This is a genomic window from Ramlibacter sp. AN1133, from assembly GCF_037890035.1.
In the GTDB taxonomy this organism is placed as follows: Bacteria; Pseudomonadota; Gammaproteobacteria; order Burkholderiales; family Burkholderiaceae_C; genus Ramlibacter.
In genome coordinates, this window is record NZ_JBBKTQ010000005.1 from 72,371 (window position 1) to 94,944 (window position 22,574).

The 22,574-nt window shown below is 71.2% G+C and carries 23 protein-coding genes and 1 riboswitch; of the genes, 3 read left to right on the top strand and 20 right to left on the bottom strand.

Going from position 1 to position 22,574, the window contains the following annotated elements; genetic code table 11:
- Positions 1–36: 36 nt before the first annotated feature.
- The 4 genes from lpdA to WG923_RS08305 are packed head-to-tail and all read right to left on the bottom strand — an operon-like array spanning position 37 to position 5,109.
- Positions 37–1,431, bottom strand: coding sequence for a dihydrolipoyl dehydrogenase (gene lpdA, locus WG923_RS08290; protein WP_340350483.1), 1,395 nt, complete (start codon positions 1,429–1,431; stop codon positions 37–39).
- A 4-nt stretch (positions 1,432–1,435) separates the two neighbouring features.
- Positions 1,436–2,806, bottom strand: coding sequence for a dihydrolipoamide acetyltransferase family protein (locus WG923_RS08295; RefSeq protein WP_340350484.1), 1,371 nt, complete (start codon positions 2,804–2,806; stop codon positions 1,436–1,438).
- A gap of 3 nt (positions 2,807–2,809) precedes the next feature.
- Entirely contained in the window at positions 2,810–3,871 is a 1,062-nt protein-coding gene (locus WG923_RS08300) for an alpha-ketoacid dehydrogenase subunit beta (RefSeq protein WP_340350740.1), read from the bottom strand.
- A 2-nt stretch (positions 3,872–3,873) separates the two neighbouring features.
- The gene (locus WG923_RS08305; protein WP_340350485.1) at positions 3,874–5,109 is read right to left on the bottom strand and encodes a 3-methyl-2-oxobutanoate dehydrogenase (2-methylpropanoyl-transferring) subunit alpha; all 1,236 of its coding nucleotides are present in this window, start codon (positions 5,107–5,109) and stop codon (positions 3,874–3,876) included.
- A gap of 207 nt (positions 5,110–5,316) precedes the next feature.
- Between WG923_RS08305 and WG923_RS08310 the strand changes: the two genes are divergently transcribed.
- Complete coding sequence (locus WG923_RS08310; protein WP_340350486.1) at positions 5,317–6,444, top strand: alpha/beta hydrolase; 1,128 nt, start codon at positions 5,317–5,319, stop codon at positions 6,442–6,444.
- 75 nt (positions 6,445–6,519) lie between these two features.
- Here WG923_RS08310 and WG923_RS08315 read toward each other — a convergent pair whose 3' ends face one another.
- The 5 genes from WG923_RS08315 to WG923_RS08335 form a co-directional block, all read right to left on the bottom strand.
- Positions 6,520–6,870, bottom strand: a complete 351-nt coding sequence (locus tag WG923_RS08315) for a DUF4148 domain-containing protein (RefSeq protein ID WP_340350487.1) — start codon at positions 6,868–6,870, stop codon at positions 6,520–6,522.
- A gap of 112 nt (positions 6,871–6,982) precedes the next feature.
- Positions 6,983–7,525: a hypothetical protein gene (locus WG923_RS08320; RefSeq protein ID WP_340350488.1), complete on the bottom strand. Its 543-nt coding sequence runs from the start codon at positions 7,523–7,525 to the stop codon at positions 6,983–6,985.
- A 35-nt stretch (positions 7,526–7,560) separates the two neighbouring features.
- Positions 7,561–7,971 carry a hypothetical protein gene (locus WG923_RS08325; RefSeq protein ID WP_340350489.1) on the bottom strand — a complete coding sequence of 137 codons (411 nt, stop codon included), beginning with the start codon at positions 7,969–7,971 and terminating at the stop codon, positions 7,561–7,563.
- Positions 7,972–8,222: 251 nt separating this feature from the next.
- Positions 8,223–8,573 (bottom strand): DUF4148 domain-containing protein, encoded by a 351-nt coding sequence (locus WG923_RS08330; protein ID WP_340350490.1) that lies wholly within the window; start codon positions 8,571–8,573, stop codon positions 8,223–8,225.
- Between the two features lie 206 nt (positions 8,574–8,779).
- The gene (locus WG923_RS08335; protein WP_340350491.1) at positions 8,780–9,487 is read right to left on the bottom strand and encodes a Crp/Fnr family transcriptional regulator; all 708 of its coding nucleotides are present in this window, start codon (positions 9,485–9,487) and stop codon (positions 8,780–8,782) included.
- Here WG923_RS08335 and WG923_RS08340 point away from each other — a divergent pair.
- Positions 9,487–11,115 (top strand): adenylate/guanylate cyclase domain-containing protein, encoded by a 1,629-nt coding sequence (locus WG923_RS08340; protein WP_340350492.1) that lies wholly within the window; start codon positions 9,487–9,489, stop codon positions 11,113–11,115. The genes WG923_RS08335 and WG923_RS08340 overlap by 1 nt on opposite strands.
- Before the next feature lie 251 nt (positions 11,116–11,366).
- A complete protein-coding gene (locus WG923_RS08345) occupies positions 11,367–12,284 on the top strand; it encodes a cytochrome c3 family protein (RefSeq protein WP_340350493.1) in 918 nt (305 codons plus the stop codon).
- Positions 12,285–12,288: 4 nt separating this feature from the next.
- On the opposite strand, the gene WG923_RS08350 is transcribed toward WG923_RS08345, so the two are convergent.
- From WG923_RS08350 to thiD, 11 genes are all read right to left on the bottom strand, one after another.
- Complete coding sequence (locus WG923_RS08350) at positions 12,289–13,362, bottom strand: 6-bladed beta-propeller (RefSeq protein ID WP_340350494.1); 1,074 nt, start codon at positions 13,360–13,362, stop codon at positions 12,289–12,291.
- Positions 13,363–13,425: 63 nt separating this feature from the next.
- Positions 13,426–13,923, bottom strand: a complete 498-nt coding sequence (locus WG923_RS08355; RefSeq protein ID WP_340350495.1) for a GNAT family N-acetyltransferase — start codon at positions 13,921–13,923, stop codon at positions 13,426–13,428.
- The gene (locus WG923_RS08360; RefSeq protein ID WP_340350496.1) at positions 13,920–14,546 is read right to left on the bottom strand and encodes a phosphatase PAP2 family protein; all 627 of its coding nucleotides are present in this window, start codon (positions 14,544–14,546) and stop codon (positions 13,920–13,922) included. The genes WG923_RS08355 and WG923_RS08360 overlap by 4 nt, the downstream gene beginning before the upstream one ends.
- A complete protein-coding gene (locus tag WG923_RS08365; protein ID WP_340350497.1) occupies positions 14,546–15,625 on the bottom strand; it encodes a thiamine phosphate synthase in 1,080 nt (359 codons plus the stop codon). Before WG923_RS08365 ends, WG923_RS08360 begins: the two co-directional genes overlap by 1 nt.
- Complete coding sequence (locus tag WG923_RS08370) at positions 15,622–16,389, bottom strand: SDR family oxidoreductase (RefSeq protein ID WP_340350498.1); 768 nt, start codon at positions 16,387–16,389, stop codon at positions 15,622–15,624. The genes WG923_RS08365 and WG923_RS08370 overlap by 4 nt, the downstream gene beginning before the upstream one ends.
- A gap of 91 nt (positions 16,390–16,480) precedes the next feature.
- Positions 16,481–17,488, bottom strand: coding sequence for an ABC transporter substrate-binding protein (locus WG923_RS08375; protein ID WP_340350499.1), 1,008 nt, complete (start codon positions 17,486–17,488; stop codon positions 16,481–16,483).
- Positions 17,489–17,497: 9 nt separating this feature from the next.
- Positions 17,498–18,253, bottom strand: a complete 756-nt coding sequence (locus WG923_RS08380) for an ABC transporter permease (RefSeq protein WP_340350500.1) — start codon at positions 18,251–18,253, stop codon at positions 17,498–17,500.
- On the bottom strand, positions 18,250–18,999 hold the full coding sequence (locus WG923_RS08385) for an ABC transporter ATP-binding protein (protein ID WP_340350501.1): 750 nt from the start codon (positions 18,997–18,999) through the stop codon (positions 18,250–18,252). Before WG923_RS08385 ends, WG923_RS08380 begins: the two co-directional genes overlap by 4 nt.
- Positions 18,996–20,468 (bottom strand): acyl-CoA reductase, encoded by a 1,473-nt coding sequence (locus WG923_RS08390; RefSeq protein ID WP_340350502.1) that lies wholly within the window; start codon positions 20,466–20,468, stop codon positions 18,996–18,998. Before WG923_RS08390 ends, WG923_RS08385 begins: the two co-directional genes overlap by 4 nt.
- Positions 20,465–21,541, bottom strand: a complete 1,077-nt coding sequence (locus tag WG923_RS08395; protein ID WP_340350503.1) for a LuxE/PaaK family acyltransferase — start codon at positions 21,539–21,541, stop codon at positions 20,465–20,467. Before WG923_RS08395 ends, WG923_RS08390 begins: the two co-directional genes overlap by 4 nt.
- The gene (thiD, locus tag WG923_RS08400) at positions 21,538–22,383 is read right to left on the bottom strand and encodes a bifunctional hydroxymethylpyrimidine kinase/phosphomethylpyrimidine kinase (protein WP_340350504.1); all 846 of its coding nucleotides are present in this window, start codon (positions 22,381–22,383) and stop codon (positions 21,538–21,540) included. The genes WG923_RS08395 and thiD overlap by 4 nt, the downstream gene beginning before the upstream one ends.
- Positions 22,384–22,444: 61 nt before the next feature.
- Positions 22,445–22,539, bottom strand: a riboswitch (TPP riboswitch).
- Positions 22,540–22,574: the final 35 nt, after the last annotated feature.

A 22,574-nucleotide genomic window follows, 5' to 3' on the forward strand; every position in this document is an offset into this window, starting at 1 on the left:
TCACCACCAGCCTACCAACCCCCCACGCGCCGGAACCTAGACATGCAGCGCATGCCCCAGCGCCCGCAACGCCGTCTCCTGCACCGCCTCGCCCAGCGTCGGATGCGCATGGATGATGCCGGCCACGTCTTCCAGCCGCGCGCCCATCTCCAGCGAATGGCAGAACGCGGCGCTCAGTTCCGATACGCCGTGCCCCACCGCCTGCCAGCCCAGGATCTGGTGGTTGTCCTTGCGCGCGACCACGCGCACGAAGCCCTCGGCGGCATCCATGCTGAGCGCGCGGCCGTTCGCCATGAAGGGAAAGTGCGCCACCAGGGGCTCCTGCCCCGAGGCCGCCGCTTCGGCCGGGGACAGGCCCGCCACCACCAGCTCGGGGTCGGTGAAGCACACCGCGGGGATCGCCACCGGCTCGAAGCGCCGCTTCGCGCCCGCGATGATCTCCGCCACCATCTCGCCCTGGGCCATGCCGCGGTGCGCCAGCATCGGCTCGCCGGTCAGGTCGCCGACCGCCCACACGTTGCGCATCGAGGTGCGGCACTGCGCATCGACCTTGACGGCGCGGCCGTTCATGTCCAGCGCCAGCGACTCCAGGTTGAAGCCCGCCGTGCGCGGACGCCGCCCCGCCGCCACGAGCACGTGGTCCGCCGGCAGCACGTACTCGTCGGCCTTGCTGCTGCGGATGCGCAGTCCGTTGCTCTGCTCCGTGAGGCCCTCGGCCGTGCAGTTCAGGTGCAGCGTCACGCCCAGGCGCTGCAGGCTGGCGAGCACGGGCCTGCTCAATTCCTCGTCGTACGCCGGCAGGATGCGCGCGGTGGCCTCGACCACCGCCACCTCCGCACCGAGCTTGCGCAAGGCCATGCCCAGCTCCAGCCCGATGTAGCCGGCGCCCACCACGACGAGATGTCTGGGCACCTTGGCGAGCGCCAGCGCCTCGGTCGACCCGATCACCGGGCCGCCGTAGCGCAGGTTGGGCAGTTCGACCGGCTCGGACCCCGTGGCCAGCACCAGGTGCTCGCACTGGATGCGCACCGGCTCGTCCGCCACCGCGATGTCGACCGTCTTGCCGTCGACGATCGTCGCGCGGCCCTTGAACACCTGCACGCCCGCCCGGCGCAGCAGTGCGGCGACACCGGTCGTGAGCTTGCCGACGATGCCCTCCTTCCAGCGCTGCGTCTGCACGAGGTCGATGCTGGCCGAGGACACGCGGATGCCCAGCGGCGACTCGCCCGCGTACGACTGCGCGTGGGCGTAGGCATCGGCCGCGTGGATCAGCGCCTTCGAGGGGATGCAGCCGATGTTGAGGCAGGTGCCGCCGAGGCGGTCCGCCTCCACCAGCATGGTGGGCACGCCGAGCTGGCCGGCGCGGATCGCGGCGACGTAGCCGGCGGGCCCGCCGCCGATCACGAGCAGCGTGGTGGTCTTGTTCTTCATCGTCCTACTCCACGAACAGCAGTGCCGGCGACTCCAGCAGGGCCCGCACGGCCTGGATGAAGCGCGCCGCGTCCATGCCGTCGATCACGCGGTGGTCGAACGACGACGACAGGTTCATCAGCTGGCGCGCAACGACCGCGCCGTTGCGGAACACGGGGCGCTCCACGATGCGGTTCACGCCCACGATCGCGACTTCGGGGTGGTTGATCACCGGCGTGGTGACGATGCCGCCCAGCGGCCCGAGGCTGGTGATCGTGATGGTGGATCCGGCCAGTTCCTCGCGCGTGGCCTTGCCCGCGCGCGTGGCGTCGGCCAGGCGCGCGATCTCGCGCGAGAGGCCCCACACGTCCTGCGCCTCGGCATGGCGCAGCACCGGCACGGCCAGGCCCGCATCGGTCTGCGTGGCGATGCCCAGGTGCACGGGGTTCGAGCGAGCGATCACGCCCGCGTCGTCGTCGAAGCGCGCGTTGACCTGCGGGAAGTCGTCGAGCGCCAGCACCACGGCCCGCGCGATGAAGGGCAGCACCGTGAGCTTGCCGCGCGCGGCGCCGAACTTCGCATTGAGCTGCGCGCGCAGCGCCTCCAGGTCGGTGACGTCGACCTCCTCCACGTAGCTGAAGTGCGGGATGCGGCGCTTGGCCTCCTGCATCTTCTGCGCGATGCGGCGGCGCAGGCCGATCACCGGGATGGCCTCCTCGCCCTGGCGCTGGCGCAGCGCGGTGGCGCGGGCGGCGGGGCCCTGCCCGCGGGCGGCGAGATAGACCTCGAGGTCCTCGTGCGTGATGCGGCCGGCGGGGCCGCTGCCGTGGACGAACTGGAGTTCGATGCCGAGCTCCCAGGCGCGGCGGCGGACGGCGGGGGAGGCGATGGGTTTTTCGCCGGGCGGGCGCATGGGCGCGGGCGTGGCACTCGGAGGCCGCACCGGGCTTTCCTCCCTCCCCTTCCGGGGGAGGGCCGGGGTGGGGGCACTGGATTCGCGCGCGGCCACATCCTCGTTGGAATGCGTAACGTCGTCCTTCCTGTCGGGCGGAACAGGCGCCGCGCCGGCGCCAGCGCCCACCCCTGCCCTCCCCCGGAGGGGGAGGGAGCCGGACGCGGCAGCATCCTTCGAGCCTTCCTTGACGTTGCCCGCGCCCTCCACCTCGAGCCGGATCAACTCCGAGCCCACGGCCATGAGCTGGCCCGGTTCTCCTCCGAGCGACTCCACCTTGCCGGCCACCGGCGAGGGAATCTCCACGGTGGCCTTGTCGGTCATCACGTCGGCGAGGATCTGGTCCTCCTTCACCGTGTCGCCGGGCTGCACGCGCCAGGCGACCAGTTCCACTTCGGCGATGCCTTCGCCGATGTCGGGCATCTTGATGGCATAGAGTCCCATGGCTCAGCCCCCAACCGCGCGCTGGAACGCGGCGCCGACGCGCCCCGGCCCCGGGAAGTACGCCCACTCGGTGGCGTGCGGATACGGCGTGTCCCAGCCGGCCACGCGCTCGATCGGCGCTTCGAGGTGGTAGAAGCAGTGCTCCTGCACCGTGGCGGTGAGTTCGGCGCCGAAGCCGCTGGTCTTGGTCGCCTCGTGCACCACCACGCAGCGGCCGGTCTTCTTCACCGACTCCAGCACCGTGTCCAGGTCCAGGGGCCACAGCGAACGCAGGTCGATGATCTCGGCGTCGATGCCGGTCTCTTCCGCCGCCGCCTGCGACACCCACACCATCGTGCCGTAGGTGATCACGGTCAGTTGCTTGCCGGGGCGGACCACCGCGGCCGACTCCAGCGGCACCTTGTAGTAGCCCTCGGGCACGTTGCCCATCGGATGCTTGGACCACGGCGTGACGGGCCGGTCGTGGTGGCCGTCGAAGGGGCCGTTGTACAGGCGCTTGGGCTCCAGGAACATCACCGGGTCGTCGCTCTCGATGCAGGCGATCAGCAGGCCCTTGGCGTCGTACGGGTTGCTCGGGATCACGGTGCGCAGGCCGCACACGTGCGTGAACAGCGCCTCCGGGCTCTGGCTGTGGGTCTGTCCGCCGTAGATGCCGCCGCCGCAGGGCATGCGCACGGTGAGCGGGCAGGTGAAGTCGCCCGCCGACCGGTGCCGCAGCCGCGCGGCTTCCGACACGATCTGGTCGTAGGCCGGATAGAAGTAGTCGGCGAACTGGATCTCGGCCACCGGCCGCAGGCCGTAGGCGCCCATGCCCACCGCCACGCCGACGATGCCGCCTTCGTTGATCGGCGTGTCGAAGCAGCGCGCCTTGCCGTATTTCTGCTGCAGGCCTTCGGTCACGCGGAACACGCCGCCGAAATAGCCGACGTCCTCGCCGAACACGACGACGTTGTCGTCGCGCTCCATCATCACGTCCAGCGCGCTACGCAGCGCCTGGATCATGGTCATGGGCTTGCCTTCGCCCGCCGCGCCCGCGACCCGGGTTTCCTTCGTCTTGGTCAGCATCGTCAAACCCCCAGCTCCTGGCGTTGGCGGCGCAGGTGCGCCGGCATCTCTGCGTAGACGTCGTCGAACATCGTCGACGCGCTCGGGATGTGGCCATCGAGCAGCGTGCCGTGGCTTTCGGCCTCCTTCTGCGCGGCGGCCACTTCGGCTTCGAGTTCGAGCTGCACCTGCTGGTGCTCCTGCTCGGACCACGCGCCCAGCGTGATCAGGTGCTGCTTGAGGCGCTGCACCGGATCGCCCAGGGGGAAGCGCTCCCAGTCGTCGGCGGGGCGGTACTTCGACGGATCGTCCGAAGTGGAATGCGGGCCGGCGCGGTAGGTCACCCACTCGATCAGCGTCGGGCCGAGGTTGGAACGCGCCCGCTCCGCGGCCCAGCGCGAGGCCGCCAGCACGGCGAGGAAGTCGTTGCCGTCCACGCGCAGCGAGGCGATGCCGCCGCCGACGCCGCGCGCGGCGAAGCTGGTCGACTCGCCGCCCGCCACCGCCTGGAAGGTGGAGATCGCCCACTGGTTGTTGACCACGTTGAGGATCACCGGTGCGCGGTACACGTGGGCGAAGATCAGCGCGTTGTGGAAGTCGGATTCGGCGGTGGCGCCGTCGCCGATCCAGCCCGAGGCGATGCGCGTGTCGCCCTTGATCGCGGAGGCCATCGCCCAGCCCACCGCCTGGATGAACTGCGTGCCGAGGTTGCCGGAGATCGAGAAGAACCCGGCCCGCTTGTACGAGTACATCACCGGCAGCTGCCGGCCCTTGAGCGGGTCGCCCTCGTTGGACAGCAGCTGGCACATCAGCTCCGTCATCGGGACGTCGTCGCGCGAGAGCAGCAGGCCCTGCTGGCGGTAGGTCGGGAAGCACATGTCCCCGGGCTCCAGCGCCTGCGCGTGGGCGACGGCGATCGCCTCCTCGCCCAGGCACTGCATGTAGAAGGAGATCTTCTTCTGCCGCTGGGCGATCAGCATGCGGGCGTCGAAGATGCGCGTCTTCATCATGGCGCGCAGGCCGCGGCGCAGTTGCGCGGGGCTGACCTCGGGGGCCCAGGGGCCGACCGCATGCCCTTGCGCGTCGAGCACGCGGATCAACGCGTACGCGAGGTCCTGGGTGTCGAAATGCGAGGTGTCGACCGGGGGCCTGCGGACGGCGCCGGCCTCGGAGATATGCAGGTAGGAAAAGTCGGTAGGACTGCCGGGGCGCCCGGAAGGCTCCGGCACGTGCAAGCGCAATGGCTCGTGCTGGCTCATCGTTGTCGTCTCCGCGCGATCGTGTCGCGCCTCATTGTGGTGGGCGGAACGCGATGGCGGGTGACCGTCGCGCGCCACGGGGCCGCGTGGGTAACGCGGCGGCTCCAACTATAGCCAAGGTCGGGCTCGCCGTGCACGTTTGTCCGAATGGACGAGCCCGGCGCGCCAGACAAAGCTGCGCCCTTTGCGACAGCCGGAGATGAAAGCATGCGCTTCCTTGCATTCGCGGCCGCATCCGCCAGCATCCTGCTGGCCGCCTGCAGCTCGGCACCGCGCGTGCCGGAGGGCCTGGTCGGCGCCGAGCACCGGGTGCGCGTGGTGTCCACCGCGCCGGCCCTGTCCGGCCAGGAGGCGCAGCTGTACCTGCGCGAGCTCGCGCCCGCGGTGGCGGCCCCCCGCGGCACCCGGCCGGTGGTCCTGTTCGTGCACGGCGCCGGCACGCCGGCGGAGGTGTCCTTCGACTCGCGCCGCAGCGACTACAGCTGGCTCGCGCACGTGGCGCAGGCGGGCTTCGACGTGTTCGCGGTCGACATGACGGGCTACGGCCGCTCGACCCGTCCGCCCGCGATGAACGACCCGTGCAACGTCGCGAAGGCGCAGCAGGCGCGCTTCGTGCCGATGCTGATCCCGGCCACCTGCGATCCCTCGCATCCGACGCCGATCACCACCATGGCGTCGGACTGGCGCGACATCGACGCCGTGGTCGACTTCCTGCGCGCCCTGCGCGGCGTCGAACGCGTGTCCATGGTGGGCTGGTCGCAGGGCGGGCCGCGCATCGCCGGCTATGCGGCGCTGCATCCCGGGAAGGTGGAACGGATCGTGGTGCTGGCGCCCGCCTACTCACGCAACGGGCCGTTGCAGGCGCCCGACCCGCTGCCGCGCCTGGCGGCCTCGATGACGGTGCAGTCGCGCGCCGACTTCATCGCCAACTGGGATCGGCAGGTCGGCTGCCCGGCGCAATACGAGGCGCAGGCCGCCGCCGCGATCTTCGACGAGATGCTGGAGTCGGACCCGACAGGCGCGAAGTGGGGCGAAGGGGTGCGGCGCGCACCGTCCGTGCCGACCTGGGGCTTCAACCAGGCGGCGGTCGCGCGCCTTCAGACGCCGTTCCTCATGGTGGCCGGCGAGCACGACAAGCAGGTGGATCCGAAGCGCGTGCGCGAGCTGTACGAGGACTGGGGCGGAGCCGACAAGGTCTTCGTGGACCTGGGCTGCTCGTCGCACAACGCGATGTGGGAGAAGAACCGCCGGCTGCTCTACCAGGCGACGGTGGATTGGCTGCGCGAGGGGAAGGTGGATGGCATGCGGCAGGGGGTGCTGCGCATGGGGTACTGAGCGGCGGCGGACCAGCCGCCGCGCCCGGGGAGGGTCGTGCGGGCGGGCGGGCTGGCCGGGATCGCCATCGAAGGCTTATTGCGCGTTGGCGGGCTGGCCGGCCAGGATGGGCGCGCCGACGCTCGGCGTGCGGGCCGACAGGTAGGCCGAGCCGCTGTCTTCGCCGGTCAGAGCGGCGGTCTCGTCGCGCGACTGCACGTATTCGGCGCTCACTTGCGCGCGGGTCTTGCTGCTCTGGAAGCCGCGCAGCTGGTTGTAGCTCTGGGCCCAGGGGTTCACGCCGGCAGCCTTGAACTGCTGCAGTTCGGCCTGGACTTCGGCGCGGCTCCTGCTGCCGGCGAAGGGCGTCGTATTGGCCAGCGGGCTCTCGGCGAAGGCGGAGGAAGCGGCGACGAGGGCGAGGGCGGCGATGAGGGTGCGGGTCATGATGGGTCCTTTGGGTTGGGGGATGGACTTCGTGTCCACAGCCCGAATTCTGGAGATCCATCGCCTTCCCGCATGTGCGTTCACGCACCGGGATTCGAAGCTGCCGAAACCGTCAGGCCTCGCGGTGCAGGAACAGCTCCATGGTTCGCACGAAGATGAACCCGAAGATGCCGAGGGCCCAGGTCAGGACGACGGCGTAAGGGCCGGCGTTCGATGCGAAGGGGAATCCCGCCACGTTGAACCAGAGGCTCGCAACGGCGACCGCCGACACCGCATAGACGATCACGACCCAGGGCGGAAACCGTCCCGGCTCGATGGCGCGGCGACGGCGGAATTGAACGAGCAGCAGGCCGGTGAAGATCGCGGCCGCGACCGCACTGCACGAGGGCCACATGACGGTGTCGGGGAGGTGCAGGAGGTTCAGGAGCGTGGGAACCACGGCCAGGGCGGTGACCAGCAGGCCTCCTTCGATGTAGAGGCGCACGAGACGCAGGTGCCGGTCGGAGAGCTCGCCTCCAAGTGCACCGCGAAGCGTGACCACCACTGCGGAGAAACCGACGAATGACAACGACAGGCTGGCGAGGCGAAAGAGGTAGTCGGATTCGGCCGATGTCACGATGGCGGCCATCTTGCCAGCGGGGTGGATGGTCTGCAAGGCAGTGCCGAAAAGACTCGATGGGGGCCGCCCGGCTACAGGCGCGCGGCGGCGAGACTCCACACGATCGCCGCGAGCTGGCCGATGTTGATCGCGATGGCCGTCACGTGCGTCCTGCGGAAGCCGGGAATCGCCTCGATGGCGTTCGACTGGATCTGGGCTCCGAGCGCGTCCATCTTGGGAATGATCATCCTGCGCAGCACGACGGCCAGCAGGGCGAGACCGGCAGCCCCGGTTGCAAGCCCGAGGCGCCCCGCGAATGCATAGCTGATCGCCGTCGCGCTGGCCGTGGTGATGGCTGCCACGTAGTAGATGTTGAAGAAGGCCCGCACGAAGCGGGAGTCCATGGGCGTGTCGTGCTTCAGCACCAGCAGCGGGATGGAGCCCAGGATGAAGTAGGTCGTCGTGACCAGCAAGGCCACGGTGAAGAACAGGGCAGCGATCATGGCGGCAGGCATCGACTGTCGACCCCATGCGGAAGAGGACCCGCGAGGCCGACATCATACGAGTCTCACGATCCGGCTGCGCCGTCGGGGCGGTGGGATCCGGGAGAGAAACTGGCTGCGCGAAGGGAAAAGTGCCCGGCATGGGGCAGGCATGCTGCGCGGGGGCTAACGACGTTCCAGGCGGACCAGCCGCCGCGCCCGCCGCAAGGGCATGAGGGCGCGCGTGCTGGTCATGTCCGCCATGGACGAACTCACTGGGCGTTGACGGGCTGGCCGGCCAGGATGGCCGCGGCGACGCTCGGTGTGCGGGCCGACAGGTAGGCCGAGCCGCTGTCTTCGCCGGTCAGGGCGGCGGTCTCGTCGCGCGACTGCACGTATTCGGCCGACACTTGCGCGCGGGTCTTGCTGCTCTGGAAGCCGCGCAGCTGGTTGTAGCTCTGGGCCCAGGGGTTCACGCCGGCAGCCTTGAACTGCTGCAGTTCGGCCTGGACTTCGGCGCGGCTCCTGCTGCCGGCGAAGGGCGTGGTGTCGGCCAGCGGGCTCTCGGCGAAGGCGGAGGAAGCGGCGACGAGGGCGAGGGCGGCGATGAGGGTGCGGGTCATGATGGGTCCTTTGGGTTGGTGGGGTGGACATCGTGTCCACAACCCAGACTCTAGGGATCCACCCCTCGCGTGCATGTGCGTTTGCGCACCGGGTTTCGAACGTGGCAGCATGCGCTGCGATGCCCCCGCGCGGTGAAGACGGCGCATGCGCGCATCGCTGGGGTTCGGCGCTTCGCGCGCCCGCCACCCGCCTGCGCCCAGGCGCCTCACGCTTCCGATCGGACCTCTTCCACCATCCGTTCCAGCTTCGGCACATCGAGCAGGACGAGCGCATTGCCGTCCTTCGCGAGCAGGCCCTGCTTCGTGAGCAGCGAGAGTTCGCGCGTCACCTGCTCGCGGTACGTGCTCACCTGGCTCGCGATGTCCGCATGCTTGGGCGCGGGGTCGAGGCGCGCCTGCGGGCCCGCGGCACCGCTGGCGCGCGCCAGCCGCAGCAGCTCCGCGTGGATGCGGTTCTGCACGCCCAGCGTGCTCAGCTCGATCACGCGTTCCGACAGCAGCCGCACGAGGCCGGCGAGCCGCTGCAGCACGCGTTCGCGCACCAGGGACTCCTCGGCGATCAGCGCGCGGAAATGCTCGGGCGACAGCGAGGCGACGAGCACGCTGTCGAGCGCCAGCACGTCGGCCGAGCGCGGCTGGCCGTCGATGGCGGCGAGGTCGCCGAACATCTCGCCCGGCTCCTCGTCGCGGAAGGTCACCTGCCGGCCGCCGGCCGAGAAGGAGGTCACGCGCACGTGCCCGCTCACCACGAAGTGCACGTCGCGGTCGTGGCTGTTGCGCGCCACAATCACCTGGCCGGCTTCCACCGTGCGCCAGGCACACTGACCGGCGAGAATCGCCAGGCGCTCCTGCGAGAGCCCCTGCAGCATCTTCACGTTGCGCAGCCCGAAAGTCGACGCCTGAACCGTTGCCATTGAACCCCCTGCACCCCCGACCGCGCACCTTGCGCCTGGCCTCCGGGCTGATCCTGCTGACGTACGTCGCGACCCACCTGTTGAACCACGCGGCGGGCCTGGTCTCGCTCGCCGCCGCCGAGGCGGGCCGCGAGGTGTTCGTGGCCTTCTGGCGCAGCCTGCCGGCGACGGTGGCATTCTATGGGGCGCTGCTGCTGCACTTCGGCCTCGCGCTCGCCGCGCTGTACGAGCGCCACACGCTGCGCATGCCGCCGCTGGAGCTGGCGCGCATCACGCTCGGCTTCACGATCCCGCTGCTGCTGGCCTTCCACATGGTGCAGACGCGCCTGTCCTGGGAGCTCATTGGCTGGGACGACACGTACCGGCGCGTCACCGCCTCGATGTGGGCCAGCGACTTCACCCTGCGCCAGCTCACCATGATCGTCGTCGTGTGGCTGCACGCCTGCTTCGGCCTGCAGCTGGCGTTCCGCCACCGGGCCGGCTGGCGCCGCTGGCAGCTGTCCCTGGTGATCGTCGCCACCCTGCTGCCCGTGCTCGCCTTCACGGGCTACCTCGCCATGGCGCGCGAGGCCTCCGCGCTGCCGGTGCAGTCGCGTCCGCCGGGCCCGCTGGACGCGACGCTGCAGCTCTGGGTGGAGATCGTGTTCTACACGCCGCTGGCGCTGCTCGCGCTGACGCTCACAGCGCGCTGGGCGCAAGTCGCGTGGGCGCGCTCCAGCGGCCGCGTGCTGCGCATCACCTATCCGGCGCAGGCGGTGGACGTGCCCGCCGGCTACTCGGTGCTGGAGGCCAGCCGCGCCTTCGGCATCCCGCACATGTCGGTGTGCGGCGGGCGCGCGCGCTGTTCCACCTGCCGCATCGAGGTGATTGCGACGGCCACGCCGCTGCCGCCGCCCGGCCCCGACGAAGCCGAGACACTGGCGCGCATCGCGGCGCCACCCGCCGTGCGGCTCGCCTGCCAGTTGCGCCCCACCGGCGCGATCGAGGTGCGGCCGCTCGCCGCCATCCGTGGCAACGCACCGGCCCACGACGCCTGGGGCCCGACCTCGGAGCGCGAGATCGTGGTGCTGTTCGCGGACCTGCGCCGCTGGACGGGCCTGTCCGAACATCACCTGCCCTTCGACCTGGTCTACGTGCTGGACCAGTACTTCGAGGCCGTCGGCGACGCGGTGCGCGAAGCCGGCGGCATCCCCAACCAGTTCATCGGCGACAGCGTGATGGCCTTGTTCGGCCTCGAAAGCGACACGGTGACAGCCGCGCGCCAGGCGCTGGCCGCGGCCGAGGCGATCGAGCGTCGCATGGCCGCCGTCAACGACAGCCTCGCGGCGGAATTCCGCCGGCCGCTCGATTTCGGCATCGGCATCCATGCCGGCACGGCGGCAGTGGGCACGGTGGGCTACCGCGACACGCGCACGCTGACGGCGGTGGGCGATGCCGTCAACACCGCCAGCCGGCTGCAGGAGCTGACCAAGCTGCTGAAGGTGCGCGTCGTCGTTTCGGAGGAAGTGCTGCGGCGCGCCGGCCGCACCCCGGGCGACTGGCAGCGGCACGACCTGGAGATCCGCGGCCGGCAGGGCCGGTTGACGGTGTACGCGCTGCCGACCTTCTGCGCCGCACCGGCTGCGTAGCACCCGGGACACGTCCCGCGGCCGGGAAACCGTTCCCGAAGGCGGGAAACGAGCCGCCGCCTTTCCCGCTTCTGGCAGGCGCGAGGCACCCGCAGCGCTGGCGGAGCCCCCGATCGACGCGAAAACGGCCTCCGGGTTCCCGATCCGGCCCCGGACGCGTGAACGGACCTTGATCCATCGCAAGGGCGCGCAGGCCCCGCGGGCACGTGCGTTGCGTCATGGCCCATCCAATGAAGAACGGGGGGATGCGCATGAAGTTCAACGCGGGATGGCTGCTGGGCGGCCTGGTGGCGGTGCTGCTCTCCACGGCCTGGGTCACGGCCGGTGCGGACACCGACATCCCCACCAAGTTCAGCAACCGCGGCAGCATCGCCAACACGCGCCACAACATGACGCAGCGCCAGGCGGAAGGCGGCGGCCCGGCGGCCACCAACATGGACCCGTACCGCAACGACTACCAGGAAGTCTGCGTGTACTGCCACACCCCGCACGGCGCCAACTCCAACGTCGCCCTGCCGCTGTGGAACCGCACGATCAAGGCGACCACCTACCAGACCTACAACCAGCTCGGTACCGCCTCGCTGACGCAGCCGGTGACGCAGCCGGGCCCCAACTCCCTGGCCTGCCTGTCCTGCCACGACGGGCAGGTGGGCGTCGATTCGGTGATCAACATGCCGGGCTCCGGCGGCTACAACGCCAACCAGGCCACCACGCAGAGCGACACCTTCCTGAACGCCTGGAACAACTCGCGCGGCCCCGACGCCACCCGCCACATGGGACTGAACCAGACGGGCTGCCTGGCCTGCCATTCCGCCGGCGCGCTGCTGGGCGGCAACGCCACCGACTTCGCCGTGTTCGTGATCGGCACCGACTTGCGCAACGACCACCCGGTGGGCGTGCGCTTCCCCACGGCCGGCCCGGGCGTGGACTTCAAGCCGCCCACCGCCACCCGCGTCGGCATGGCCTGGTTCGACGACAACTCGAACCGGCGCCCGGACACGAACGAGGTGCGCCTGTACGACAGCGGCGAAGGCTTCGAGGTGGAGTGCGCCTCCTGCCACGACCCGCACGGCGTGCCCTCCAACGGCGTGGGCAGCCAGTTCAACCCGACCTTCCTGCGCGTGACCAATGCCGGCAGCGCGCTGTGCCTGACCTGCCACTCGAAATAGGGATTCAGGCCGCCGGGCGCAGCAGCTTGCGGCCTTCCTGCTCGCTCAGGCGGCGGATCACCTCCACTTTCGAGAACAGCTGGTCGGCCACGTAGATGCGGCCGGTCTCGTCCACCGCCACGCCGCTGATCAGGCCGTAGCAGCCCGGCAGGTCGCGGCGGCTGCCGCGGCCGATGGCCAGCAGCAGCTCGCCTTCGGGCGTGAAGATCTGCACGTTGCCGAACGCGCCGTCGGTCACGTACAGGCGGCCGTCGTCGTCGCAGGCCAGGTTGCGCGGACGCGCGAAATGCCCGAGCCCCGTGCCGACCTGCCCGAAGCTGCGCAGGAACTTGCCTTCCGCATCGAAGGTCTGCACGCGGAAATTGCCCGCGTCCAGCACGTGCAGGTGCCCCTCGGGGCTCACCGCGGCCTGCACCGGCAGGTTGAATTCGCCTTCACGCCGGCCGCGCCGGCCGAGCTCGCGCACGAGCTTGCCGTCGGCGCCGTAGATCATCACGCGGTGCCGCTCGCTGTCGTTGTCGGAGCGGTCGATCACGTAGATGCGGCTGCCGTCCGGGCTCGCCGCCACGCCGGTGGGCCGCTCGAGTTCGCCCGGCTGGCCCACGGTCTGCAGGTGCAGGCCGAGGCGGTCGTACACGAACACCTTGCGCAAGGTGGCGTCGGCCACGTAGAGGCGGCCGCCGCGGTCCAGCGCGATCGCCGTGGGCTTGGCCAGCGTGCCCGGCGCGCGCAGGCCGAACTGGAACAGCCTGCGCCGCGGCACGTCGAACACCAGGATGCTGCGGCGGATGGAGTCGCCCACGAAGATGCGGCCGTCGCGCGCGGCCAGGCTGGCCGGCTTCTCGATCACCTTGCCGTCGCTGCGGCGCGCGCCAGTGAGGCGGTTGCGCAGCTTTTCTTCCTCGGTTTCCTCGGTGACGTCGCCGAGGTTGCGCAGCACCGTTTCGTAGCTGAAGCGCGGCAACTCGGGCGGGGCGGGCCAGAGGCGGTCGCCCTTGTCGTCGTCGCGGCCCGTGTCGGGCGGCGCCACCGCGCAGGACGCGAGCAGGGCCGAGCCGGCCAGCCCCAGCAGCAGCATGCGCCGGTCGTCGGTCCGTACTCCCCTTGGCATCGTGGGAACGGACAGCAACGTCCGTGCCCGCTACGAGTCTTGCTGCAGGTAGACGACGCCGGCGCGCAACTGCTCCAGCAGCAGGTAGTCGGTTTCGTGCATGCCGAGCGTGCGGTAGGTCGATTGCGCGGCGCGGTTGTCGCGCTCGACGTAGAGCCGGAAGCCGCACACGTCCGGCTCCAGCGCAGCGGCGGCCGTGACATACGCGTAGAGCGCGCGGAACGCGCCGCGGCGGCGCCAGGCCGGCCGCACGTACACGCTTTGCAGCCACCAGAAGCGGCCGTTGCGCCAGTCGCTCCACTCGGTGGTGACCATCAGCGTCGCGACGACATCGCCGTGCGCTTCGGCCACCAGGTAGAAGCCCAGCGCCGGCTCCTCCAGCAGGCGCCGCACGCCGCGCGCCACCACCTGCGGCAGCAGCCGCTTGCCCTCGGTCTCCTGCGCCATCGCGATGTTGAAGCCGGCGATCACGTCGGCATCGGCCGCGCGGGCGCGGCGGATCTGCAGCGGTGCGGGAGGGGCGCTCATGGGCGCAATCTACTCCACGGCGCCAGGAACAGGGCCAGGCAGACCGTGCCCACCGCCACGCCCGCCACCACGTCGCTCAGGTAGTGCGCGCCCAGGTACACGCGGCTGAAGGTGACCAGCAACACCATCGCGGCCGCGAGGCCCACGGCCAGCGCGCGGATCGCGCGGCTGCGCCAGCGCGCGAACGCGAGGGCGCACAGCGCGCCGTAGAACACCGTCGATGCGGCCGCGTGGCCGCTCGGAAAGCTCAGCGTGAGCAGGTGCACCAGCGGATCGCCCTGCTGCGGCCGCGGGCGGTGGAACACGTTCTTGAGGCCCGCGTTGAGCAGCATGCCGGCCGGCACCACGCCCAGGCGCGCCAGTTGCGGCCAGTGGCGGCGCCAGGCCAGCCAGGCGGCGACCACGAGGGTGGCCGCGAGCAGCCACTTGGTCTGGTGGGCGGTGGTCACCGCCAGCATGAAGCCGGTCAGCCCCGCGCTGCGGTGCGCGGCCAGCCACAGCGTCACGCGCAGGTCGAGCCGCGTCACGGGCCCGTCGGTCCAGACCTGGAAGGCCAGCAGCCCGACCAGCACGATGCACGCGAGCACGAGCGCGAGCCGGCCCGCGTTCTGCAGGCGCGGCACTAGCTCCCCCGTGCGGCGGCGTCGCGCGGCAGGCTCGGATGCGGCCACTGCGGCGCATCGATGGGCGGCTGCGCCCTGCCCGCCCGCAGCGCCGCTTCGAAGGCGGGGACGGCCGCGCGCGGATCGTCGCCGAGCCCGCGCACGACGCACACGCCGTCGCAGCCGGTGCGGGCCACGTCCTGCACCTGGCGCGGCTCCAGGATGCCGCCGATCGCGGTGACCGGCGCCTGCGCCGCGCGGCACCACCAGGCGAGGTTGTCCATGCCTTGCGGCAGCCAGGGCATGTCCTTGGTCACGGTGGGCCACACGGGGCCGCAGGCGATGTAGCGCGGCGCGAGCGTGCGCGCCCGGGCCAGCTCCCACAGGCTGTGCGAGCTCACGCCCAGCGCCATGCCGCTGGCCAGCAGCCGCGCGCGGCCGGGCTCGCCGAGGGCGAGCAGGTCCTCCTGGCCCAGGTGCACGCCGCCAGCGCCGAGTTCCTGCGCGAGCTGCCAGTGGTCGTTGACGAACAGTTCGGCCTTGGTCGCGGTGCAGGCGGCGATGGAGTGCTCGATTTCGCTGCGCAGCATCGCGTGCCAGGCTTCGTCGGGGGACGGCGGCTTCTTGATGCGCAGTTGCACCGTGCGCACGCCGGCGGCGAGGACTTCGCGCAGGCGGGAGGCGGAGTCGACGATGGCGTAGAGGTCGAGGCGGCGGGGATGCGGGGAGGACCCGGTGGGCCCCCACCCCGGTCCTCCCCCGGAGGGGGAGGGAGGAAGAGATTCGCCCCAGGAGAGGAGGGGCAAAACGAAGGGAGCGGTCATCTTCGCGACGATCGCCGCGTCGGCGGCGACGAAGCCCTGGGCCAGGGCCTGCCGCATCGCGCTGGCGAAGGCAGCGGCGGAGCGCGGCGCGCCCGCGAGCCAGCCGCGCGCCTGGCGCGTGTCGATCCAGTCCAGGCCCTCGCCCGCGCCCACGATGCACACGGCGCGCGCACCGCGATCGCGCAGGCGCTGCGCCAGCACGGGCGCCTCCGCCGCGACGCCCGCACGCTCGCGCGCTTCGGCCAGCGTGCAGACCACCAGATCCTTGTCGTTCATTGCATCACCCGTCCACCATCGACGAAAAGCACCTGCCCCGTGACGAAACCGCTCCAGGGCGAGGCCAGGAACAGCACCGGCCCGGCCACGTCCTCGGGCCGCGCGAGCCGCCGCAGCGGCGTGGCGGCCATCAGCGCCTCGCGGAAGGATGCGCGCGTGCCGCTGCTGCCCTCGGTGGGATACACCAGGCCCGGCGCCACGCAGTTCACGCGCACCCCCAGCGGCCCGAGCTCGCTCGCGAGGTTGCGGCTGAAGCCGACCAGGGCCGACTTGGCCGTCGTGTAGTCGTGGTACGGAACCACCGGGTCCGCCACCAGATCGGTCACGAGATTCACGATGCTGCCCTGCGCCCGCCGGCGGAAGTGCGGCAGCACCGCCTGGCACAGGTGGAAGGCTGCGCCGACCGAGCCCTCGAACTGCGACTGGTAGTCGGCCCAGGCCAGTTCGGAGAACGCCTTGCGCTGCTCCGGATCGAAGGCATAGGAGCGGAAGGCGTTGTTCACCAGCACGTCGATGCGCCCTGCTTCGTCCACCACGCGGTCGACCAGCTGCGCGGCTTGCGCGGGCACCGTCACGTCCGCCTGCAGCGCGAAGGCATCGCCGCCCGCCGCCTGGCATTGCGCCACCACCTGCGCCGCCGCGTCCGCGTTGCGCAGGTAGTTGACGGCCACCGTCGCCTGCTCCGCCGCGAACGCGCGCGCGATCGCCGCGCCGATGCCGCGGCTGGCGCCCGTCACCAGCACGACCTGCCCCGCGAAGTTCATTGGGCAACCTCCCCCAGGCTCCGCACTGCGTGCTCCGCCTCCCCCCTCCGCAAGCGGAGGGGGCGAGCGCCTTCGGGCGGCCGTGCGGCGCTCATCCCGGCTCTCCGCGGCGGCCGGGCAACAAGTCCTGGCTCACCACCTTCGCCACGTCGATCGGTTTCTGCAGCAGCCCCAGCTTGCGATAGGCGTCCGCGGCGGCCTGCAGCGATGCGACATCGAGCGCGCCGAGACCCTTCTGCTTCGTCAGCGCCGACACGCTGGCCGCGTTGCGCAGCTTGATGATCTCGAGGTTGAGCGCAGGATCGGTGCCGTCGATGGCGCGCTTCGCGGCGAGCTGCGCCGCCTCTTCCGGTTTCGCGATCATCCACGCGGCAGCGTCGGCGTAACCGCGCAGGAAGCGCTGCAGCGCCGCGCGCCTGGCCTGGTAGACGTCCTCGCGCACGACGAACAGGTCGCTGGACATCGGCAGGAACTTGCCGACCTCCATCACGTTCACTTCCGGCAGGCCGCGGCGGCGGCCGATCAGCAGGCCCGTGTCGGTGGCGGCCGTCGCATCGACCTGCCCCTGCATCAGCGGCGCGAAATTCAGCAGGCCCGTGACGACCACGGTGACGTCCGACTCGCTCAGGCCCGCCGAGTGCAGCAGCACCTGCAGGCCCTGGCGCGTGCCGCTCGCAAGGCTGTACACCCCGATCTTCTTGCCCTTGAGGTCCGAGGGCTTCGTGATGCCGCTGCCCTGGAGCGACACGACGTTGAACACGTTCTGCGGGTAGATGTCGTAGATGGCGCGCAGCTTCTCGCCCTTGTCGAGCGCGGCGAAGAAGGTCAGCGGATCGCTGAAGGCGACGTCGGCCTGGCCGCTGAGGATGTTGCGGATCGCGTCCGCGCTGCCCGCGCCCGGCACGTATTCCAGCGCGACACCCTGGGCGCGGTAGAAGCCCTTGTCCTCGTCGACCAGCAGCGGCGTGACCTCCGTGATGGGCTTGTTCCAGCCGGCCACGACGATGCGGTCCAGGCGCGGCGGGGTGTTCTGCGCCAGGGCCGCGAGCGGCGCGGCCGCCACTGCGGCAAGAAGGTGGCGGCGGGCGATGCGGTGCATGGTTTCTCCTCAGTTCGATCGGGTGAAGGGCAGCAGCAGCCAGCGCTCCAGCAGCAGCGTGGCCTGGTAGGCGAACATGCCGAGCGCGGCGATCAGCACCAGCACGGCGAACATCAGGGACGTGTCCATCGTCCCCTGCGAGGCGATCACCAGCGCGCCGAGCCCGCGGCTCGCGCCAATGAACTCGCCCACGACGGCGCCGACGAGCGCCAGCACCACCGCCACGCGCACGCCGGCCAGGATGCCGGGCAGGCCGGAGGGGAGCTTGAGCCGCCACAGCGTCTGCGCGCGCGTGGCGCCCAGCATGCGGAACAGCTCCAGGCGCTCGGGCGCGACCTGCTGCAATGCCGTCAGCGTGTTTTCCAGCAGGGGGAAGAAGCAGATCAGCGCGGTGATCACGACGGTGGACGTGATGCCGAAGCCGAACCAGAGCACGAACAGCGGCGCCAGCGCCAGTTTGGGGATCACCTGGCTCGCGACCACGTACGGCATCAGCAACTGCCGCAGCTTGGCCGACTCGCCCAGGGCGATGCCGACGGCGAAGCCGACGACGCAGCCGCTCACCACGCCCAGCACCAGTTCGAGCGCGGTGGTGCGCAGGTGCGGCCAGAAATAGCCGCTGGCCAGCCCCTGCCAGAGCGACAGCGCCACGGCGGAAGGCGGCGGCAGCACCAGTTTCGACAGGCCCAGCAGGCGGCACGCGGCTTCCCACGCGAGCAGCAAGGCCGCGAGCAGCAGCAGCGAGCCGAGGCGCATGCGGTTCATGCTTCCACCGCCTCCAGGTGCAGCGCGGCACGCACGCGGGCACAGGCCTGCGCGAACCCCGCGCTGGTGCGGGTGGCGGCCGTGCGCGGCGGCAGGTCGACCGGGATCTCCTGCACGATGCGGCCGCCTTCGACCACGTCGATGCGGTCGGCCAGGTACACCGCCTCGGCGATGTCGTGCGTGACGAACAGCACCGTGGTGCCGAAGCTCGCGCACATCTGCAGGAGGTCGCGCTGCAGCTCCTCGCGCGTGATCGCGTCCAGCGCCGCGAACGGTTCGTCCAGCAGCAGCAGCGCCGGCTGCAGGATCAGGGCGCGCGCCAGCGCGACACGGCTTTGCTGGCCGCCGGAGAGCTGGCGCGGGTACTTGCGGGCGTGCGCGGCGAGGCCGAGCTGCTCCAGCAATCGCATCGCCTGGGCGGTTTCGTCCGCCGTGGGCCGATGGTGCAGCGACACGGGCAGCAGCACGTTGTCGACCACGCGCTGCCATTCGAGCAGGTTGGGCGCCTGGAACACGAAGCCCATGTCGGTGCCGATCGCGTCGTGCCGCCGGCCGCGGAACACCACCTCGCCCGCGTCGGGCCGCAGCAGGCCGGCCGCCAGCTTCAGCAGCGTCGTCTTGCCGCAGCCGCTGCGGCCGACGAGGCAATGGAAGGCGCCCTGCGCCACTTCCAGGTCCGCGCCTTCCACCGTCGGCGGCCAGCCCGGGAACGCGAAGCGCACGCCACGCAGCGAAAGAAGGCTCACGGCAGGTGCTCCTGCGCATAGGGCGCGAGGCGGTCGGCAGCACGTTCGGCCGAGGCCTCGATCTCCACCATGCGCACCAGGTCCGCGAGGTTGAAGCGGCCGTCGTGGTGCCAGCCCGCCTCGGGCGCGGTCATCGCGCCGAGCGCGCACAGGCGCGTGACGCCCACCTGCCCCAGCGCCGCCGCGAGGCGATGCAGCTGCTGCGGCTCGCAGGCGATGCCCACCGTCTGCAGGAAGCGCGCGTGCGGCGCGGCAAGCGCCACGACCTCGTCCAGCGCGTCGACCGCGCTGACGTGGATGCTCCGACTGCCGCCAGTGGGCGCGAGCGGCTGCGCGCTGTCGCTGTACACCACGCTCCACGCCGCCTGCGCGTCGCCCACCAGTTCGCAGCCCTGGTCGGCCAGCGCGCGCAGTTCGGCCGCTTGCCGCCAGCCGGCCAGGGCCGCGGCCTCTTCCAGTGCGAGTGCACGCCGCGGAAAGCGTTGCTGCAAGTTGGCGAGTTCGGCGGCGAGGTATTGCGCGAAACCGCGCGGATCGACCTTGCCGCCCCGCTCCACGTAGAAGTGGTGCGGCGAATAACAGCCCTGCTGCTCGTAGCGCACGATGTCGTGCGCCGCCAGCCGCGCCGTCGCCGGTGCGCGCTGCGTGTCCAGCGCCGTCCTGCCGACGAGGCCGAAGCCCAGCTTGTGGCCGTAGCCGAGGAAGCGCGTGGTGACCGGCACCTGCGCGCGCACCTGCGCGATGGCGTCGTTGCCGCCATAGGCCAGCACGGTGTCGGCCTCGGCGAAGACGGCCGCGGCGCTGTCGGCGTCGCCGCCTTTCCACCACGCGATGGCAATGCAGTCTCCCAGCGGCGGATGGACTTGCGCCAGCAGGCGCGCGAACAGCGTGGCGAACACCGGCTCGGCGCTGGGCAGCTTGCCGAGCGTGCCGGCCTTCACCAGCAGGCCGCAGGCCAGGCTCCACAAGGGCAGCGCGGGGACGTTGCCCGCCCAGCTGTGCACCAGCAGGTCGGGGCCGAAGGCGCGCACCATGCCGCCCTTGAGGGCCGGCTGGAATTCGTCCAGCACCTTGGGATTGGCGAAGTCCTCGGCCACGAAGCGATGCAGCTGCGCGGCGCGGAACGTCTGCAGGTAGCCGTTGAGACCCAGGCGCACCATCTCGGCGTCGTAGCCGCTCACGACCGGCAGCAGCCGCTCGGCCTCGCGGCGGAAGGAATCGGCGGGGTCGAGCAGCCGGGCCACCGCCGCATCGACGATCTGCACGATGCGCGAGACGGGCAAGGTCTTGAGGTGCTGCGCACTGGCCGCCTTCACGCGCCGCGCAAGATCCGTCAGCTGCGCCGGCTGCAGCATGGGAACGCGAACCTCCAGCCGCTCACCCGCTGCGCCGAAGGGCAGCGTGTGCCACGCCACCGCGTCGTCGCGCAGTCCGGGCAGGTGGCCCGCGGTCCACGCCTGCATCGTCACGCCCGGCTCGCCTGCAGGAATTCCTGCACCGCCAGCGAACAGCCCTTGGCCTGCGCGCCCTCGGCGCGCCCGAGCAGCAGGAAGCCGTCGCCGCTGGCCACGCCGACGTCCTCGGTCAGGATCGTGGTGACCGAATTGAAGTTCGCGAGGTCACAGTGCACGAGCACGCCGCGCTCGCCGGCCGGCACGTCGCGGCCCGTCAGCGGGTCCACGATGCGCGAGCGGATCCAGTGCGGGCCGGACTTCACGGACGGCACGACCGCGTTGCCGTCGTCATAGAGCTGCGTGCTCAGCTCCGTCATGCCGTACATGTTGATGCAGCGCTCGCGCGGCACGCCGAAGCCAGCCGAGAGCGTGGCATAGAACGCATCCAGCGGCAGCTCGCGCGACTGGCTCTTGTAGCCGCCGGTGTCGAGGAGGCGGCTGCCCTCGGGCAGGCGGAAGCGCTCGCCGGTGGCGGCCAGCGCATCGATGAAATGCACGAAGCTGTAGCTCGCGCCCAGCACGGCGCAGGCTTCGCCGCGCTCCTGCGCGGCGCGCAGGAAGGCACGCAGCCCTTCGACGTCCATGCCCTGCAGCCCGACGAACCACGCGCTGTCGGCCGTGCCGAATTCCTTGGCCGCCAGCGCGAGGTAATGCGCCAGCGAGGAGTTGGGCATCTCCTGCTCGTTCGGGAACAGGATGGCCATGCGCAGGCGCGGCGTGCCCTGCATGAAGCGGCGCGCGAAGTTGCCGCGGAAGGACGCATCCCACACGGCGATCGTCGGGTGGTAGTGGCGGCCCTTCACGTCGCCGCGCGTCGTGCCGCTGGTCATGAAGACCCGCTCGGCGCTGTCGGCGGGCGCGCAGCTCAGGGTGACCTCCTTGAAGGCGCTGATCGGCACGGCGGGGATGTCGCGCCAGCTCTTCACCGTGCGCGGCGTCGCACCGCGGCCCTGGCAGAAGCGGCGGAAGGCGGCGTTGCCGGCGTGCTGCTGCGCGAACAGGCGCAGCGCCAGCGCGTCGAATTCGGCGTCGCTGCAGCCGTCTTGCGCGATGAAGGCCAGCAGCGTGGCCACGGTCTCGCGGTTCATGGCAGCGGCCGTTTCTGCATGGGCTGCGGCGCGAATGCGTGGTTCAGCGGCCCGCTGCCGGCGCCGGTGCGCACGTCGGCGCCGGCCGCGAGCGCGCCGCGCACGAAGGCGCGAGCGCCCTCCACCGCCTGCACGAGGTCCGCGCCCAGGGCGAGGTGGCTGGCGATGGCGCTGGAGAGCGTGCAGCCCGTGCCGTGCGTGTTGCCGCTCGCGATGCGCGGCGCGCGCATCCACAGCGGCTGCGCGTCGCGCAGGAGCAGCAGGTCGCTCACCGTGTCGCCTTCCAGGTGCCCGCCCTTGACCAGCACCGCGTTGGCCCCGCGCTCGATCAGCTGCCGCGCCGCCGTGTGCATGTCGGCTTCGGAGCGCAGCGGGTGGCCGACCAGCAGCGCCGCCTCGTCGAGGTTGGGCGTGACGACGGTGGCCAGCGGGAACAGCTCGCGCACCAGCACCTCGATGGCCTGGTCGTCGATCAGCTTGGCGCCGCTGGTGGCGATCATCACCGGGTCGAGCACCACCTTGTGCAGGGCGTGGCGCTGCAGGGCCGCGGCGACGGTGCGAACGGTGTCGGCCGAGTGCAGCATTCCGATCTTGACCGCGTCGACGCCGATGTCCTCGACCACCGCGTCGATCTGGTCGGCGAGGACCTGCAGCGGCACGGCGTGGATGGAGCGCACGCCGAGGGTGTTCTGCGCGGTCAGGGCGGTGATGGCCGTCATGCCGAAGCAGCCGAGCGCGGCGAAGGTCTTGAGGTCGGCCTGGATGCCGGCGCCGCCGCCGCTGTCGGAGCCTGCGATGGACAGGACCCGCGGGTACCGGAAGGCTGGGACGGTGGTGTGCAAGGGGGCTCCTTCGCGAGCGAAAAAACGTGTGCTCCGAAGGGATCGCCCCTCACCCGTGGAGGGTCAGGCTTGCAGCTCTCCTTCCGCCGGTCTGAACCGGTTCAAGTTCACGGGTCTGGATCTCAGCACGCGTCGCGTACACCCCGGAGCTGGCGGGATTGTGACACAGGGCGCATTCGGGTGCCACGGCA

What these genes read in the sequence shown, in the direction of transcription:
- WG923_RS08355 (WP_340350495.1), bottom strand. Translation starts at nt 13,923, where the DNA reads ATGAGCGCCCCTCCCGCACCGCTGCAGATCCGCCGCGCCCGCGCGGCC.
- WG923_RS08345 (WP_340350493.1), top strand. Translation starts at nt 11,367, where the DNA reads ATGAAGTTCAACGCGGGATGGCTGCTGGGCGGCCTGGTGGCGGTGCTG.
- WG923_RS08395 (WP_340350503.1), bottom strand. Translation starts at nt 21,541, where the DNA reads ATGAACCGCGAGACCGTGGCCACGCTGCTGGCCTTCATCGCGCAAGAC.
- WG923_RS08295 (WP_340350484.1), bottom strand. Translation starts at nt 2,806, where the DNA reads ATGGGACTCTATGCCATCAAGATGCCCGACATCGGCGAAGGCATCGCC.
- WG923_RS08310 (WP_340350486.1), top strand. Translation starts at nt 5,317, where the DNA reads ATGCGCTTCCTTGCATTCGCGGCCGCATCCGCCAGCATCCTGCTGGCC.
- lpdA (WP_340350483.1), bottom strand. Translation starts at nt 1,431, where the DNA reads ATGAAGAACAAGACCACCACGCTGCTCGTGATCGGCGGCGGGCCCGCC.
- WG923_RS08370 (WP_340350498.1), bottom strand. Translation starts at nt 16,389, where the DNA reads ATGAACTTCGCGGGGCAGGTCGTGCTGGTGACGGGCGCCAGCCGCGGC.
- WG923_RS08350 (WP_340350494.1), bottom strand. Translation starts at nt 13,362, where the DNA reads ATGCTGCTGCTGGGGCTGGCCGGCTCGGCCCTGCTCGCGTCCTGCGCG.
- WG923_RS08365 (WP_340350497.1), bottom strand. Translation starts at nt 15,625, where the DNA reads ATGAACGACAAGGATCTGGTGGTCTGCACGCTGGCCGAAGCGCGCGAG.
- WG923_RS08380 (WP_340350500.1), bottom strand. Translation starts at nt 18,253, where the DNA reads ATGAACCGCATGCGCCTCGGCTCGCTGCTGCTGCTCGCGGCCTTGCTG.
- WG923_RS08305 (WP_340350485.1), bottom strand. Translation starts at nt 5,109, where the DNA reads ATGAGCCAGCACGAGCCATTGCGCTTGCACGTGCCGGAGCCTTCCGGG.
- WG923_RS08330 (WP_340350490.1), bottom strand. Translation starts at nt 8,573, where the DNA reads ATGACCCGCACCCTCATCGCCGCCCTCGCCCTCGTCGCCGCTTCCTCC.
- WG923_RS08375 (WP_340350499.1), bottom strand. Translation starts at nt 17,488, where the DNA reads ATGCACCGCATCGCCCGCCGCCACCTTCTTGCCGCAGTGGCGGCCGCG.
- WG923_RS08325 (WP_340350489.1), bottom strand. Translation starts at nt 7,971, where the DNA reads ATGATCGCTGCCCTGTTCTTCACCGTGGCCTTGCTGGTCACGACGACC.
- WG923_RS08335 (WP_340350491.1), bottom strand. Translation starts at nt 9,487, where the DNA reads ATGGCAACGGTTCAGGCGTCGACTTTCGGGCTGCGCAACGTGAAGATG.
- WG923_RS08300 (WP_340350740.1), bottom strand. Translation starts at nt 3,871, where the DNA reads ATGCTGACCAAGACGAAGGAAACCCGGGTCGCGGGCGCGGCGGGCGAA.
- WG923_RS08315 (WP_340350487.1), bottom strand. Translation starts at nt 6,870, where the DNA reads ATGACCCGCACCCTCATCGCCGCCCTCGCCCTCGTCGCCGCTTCCTCC.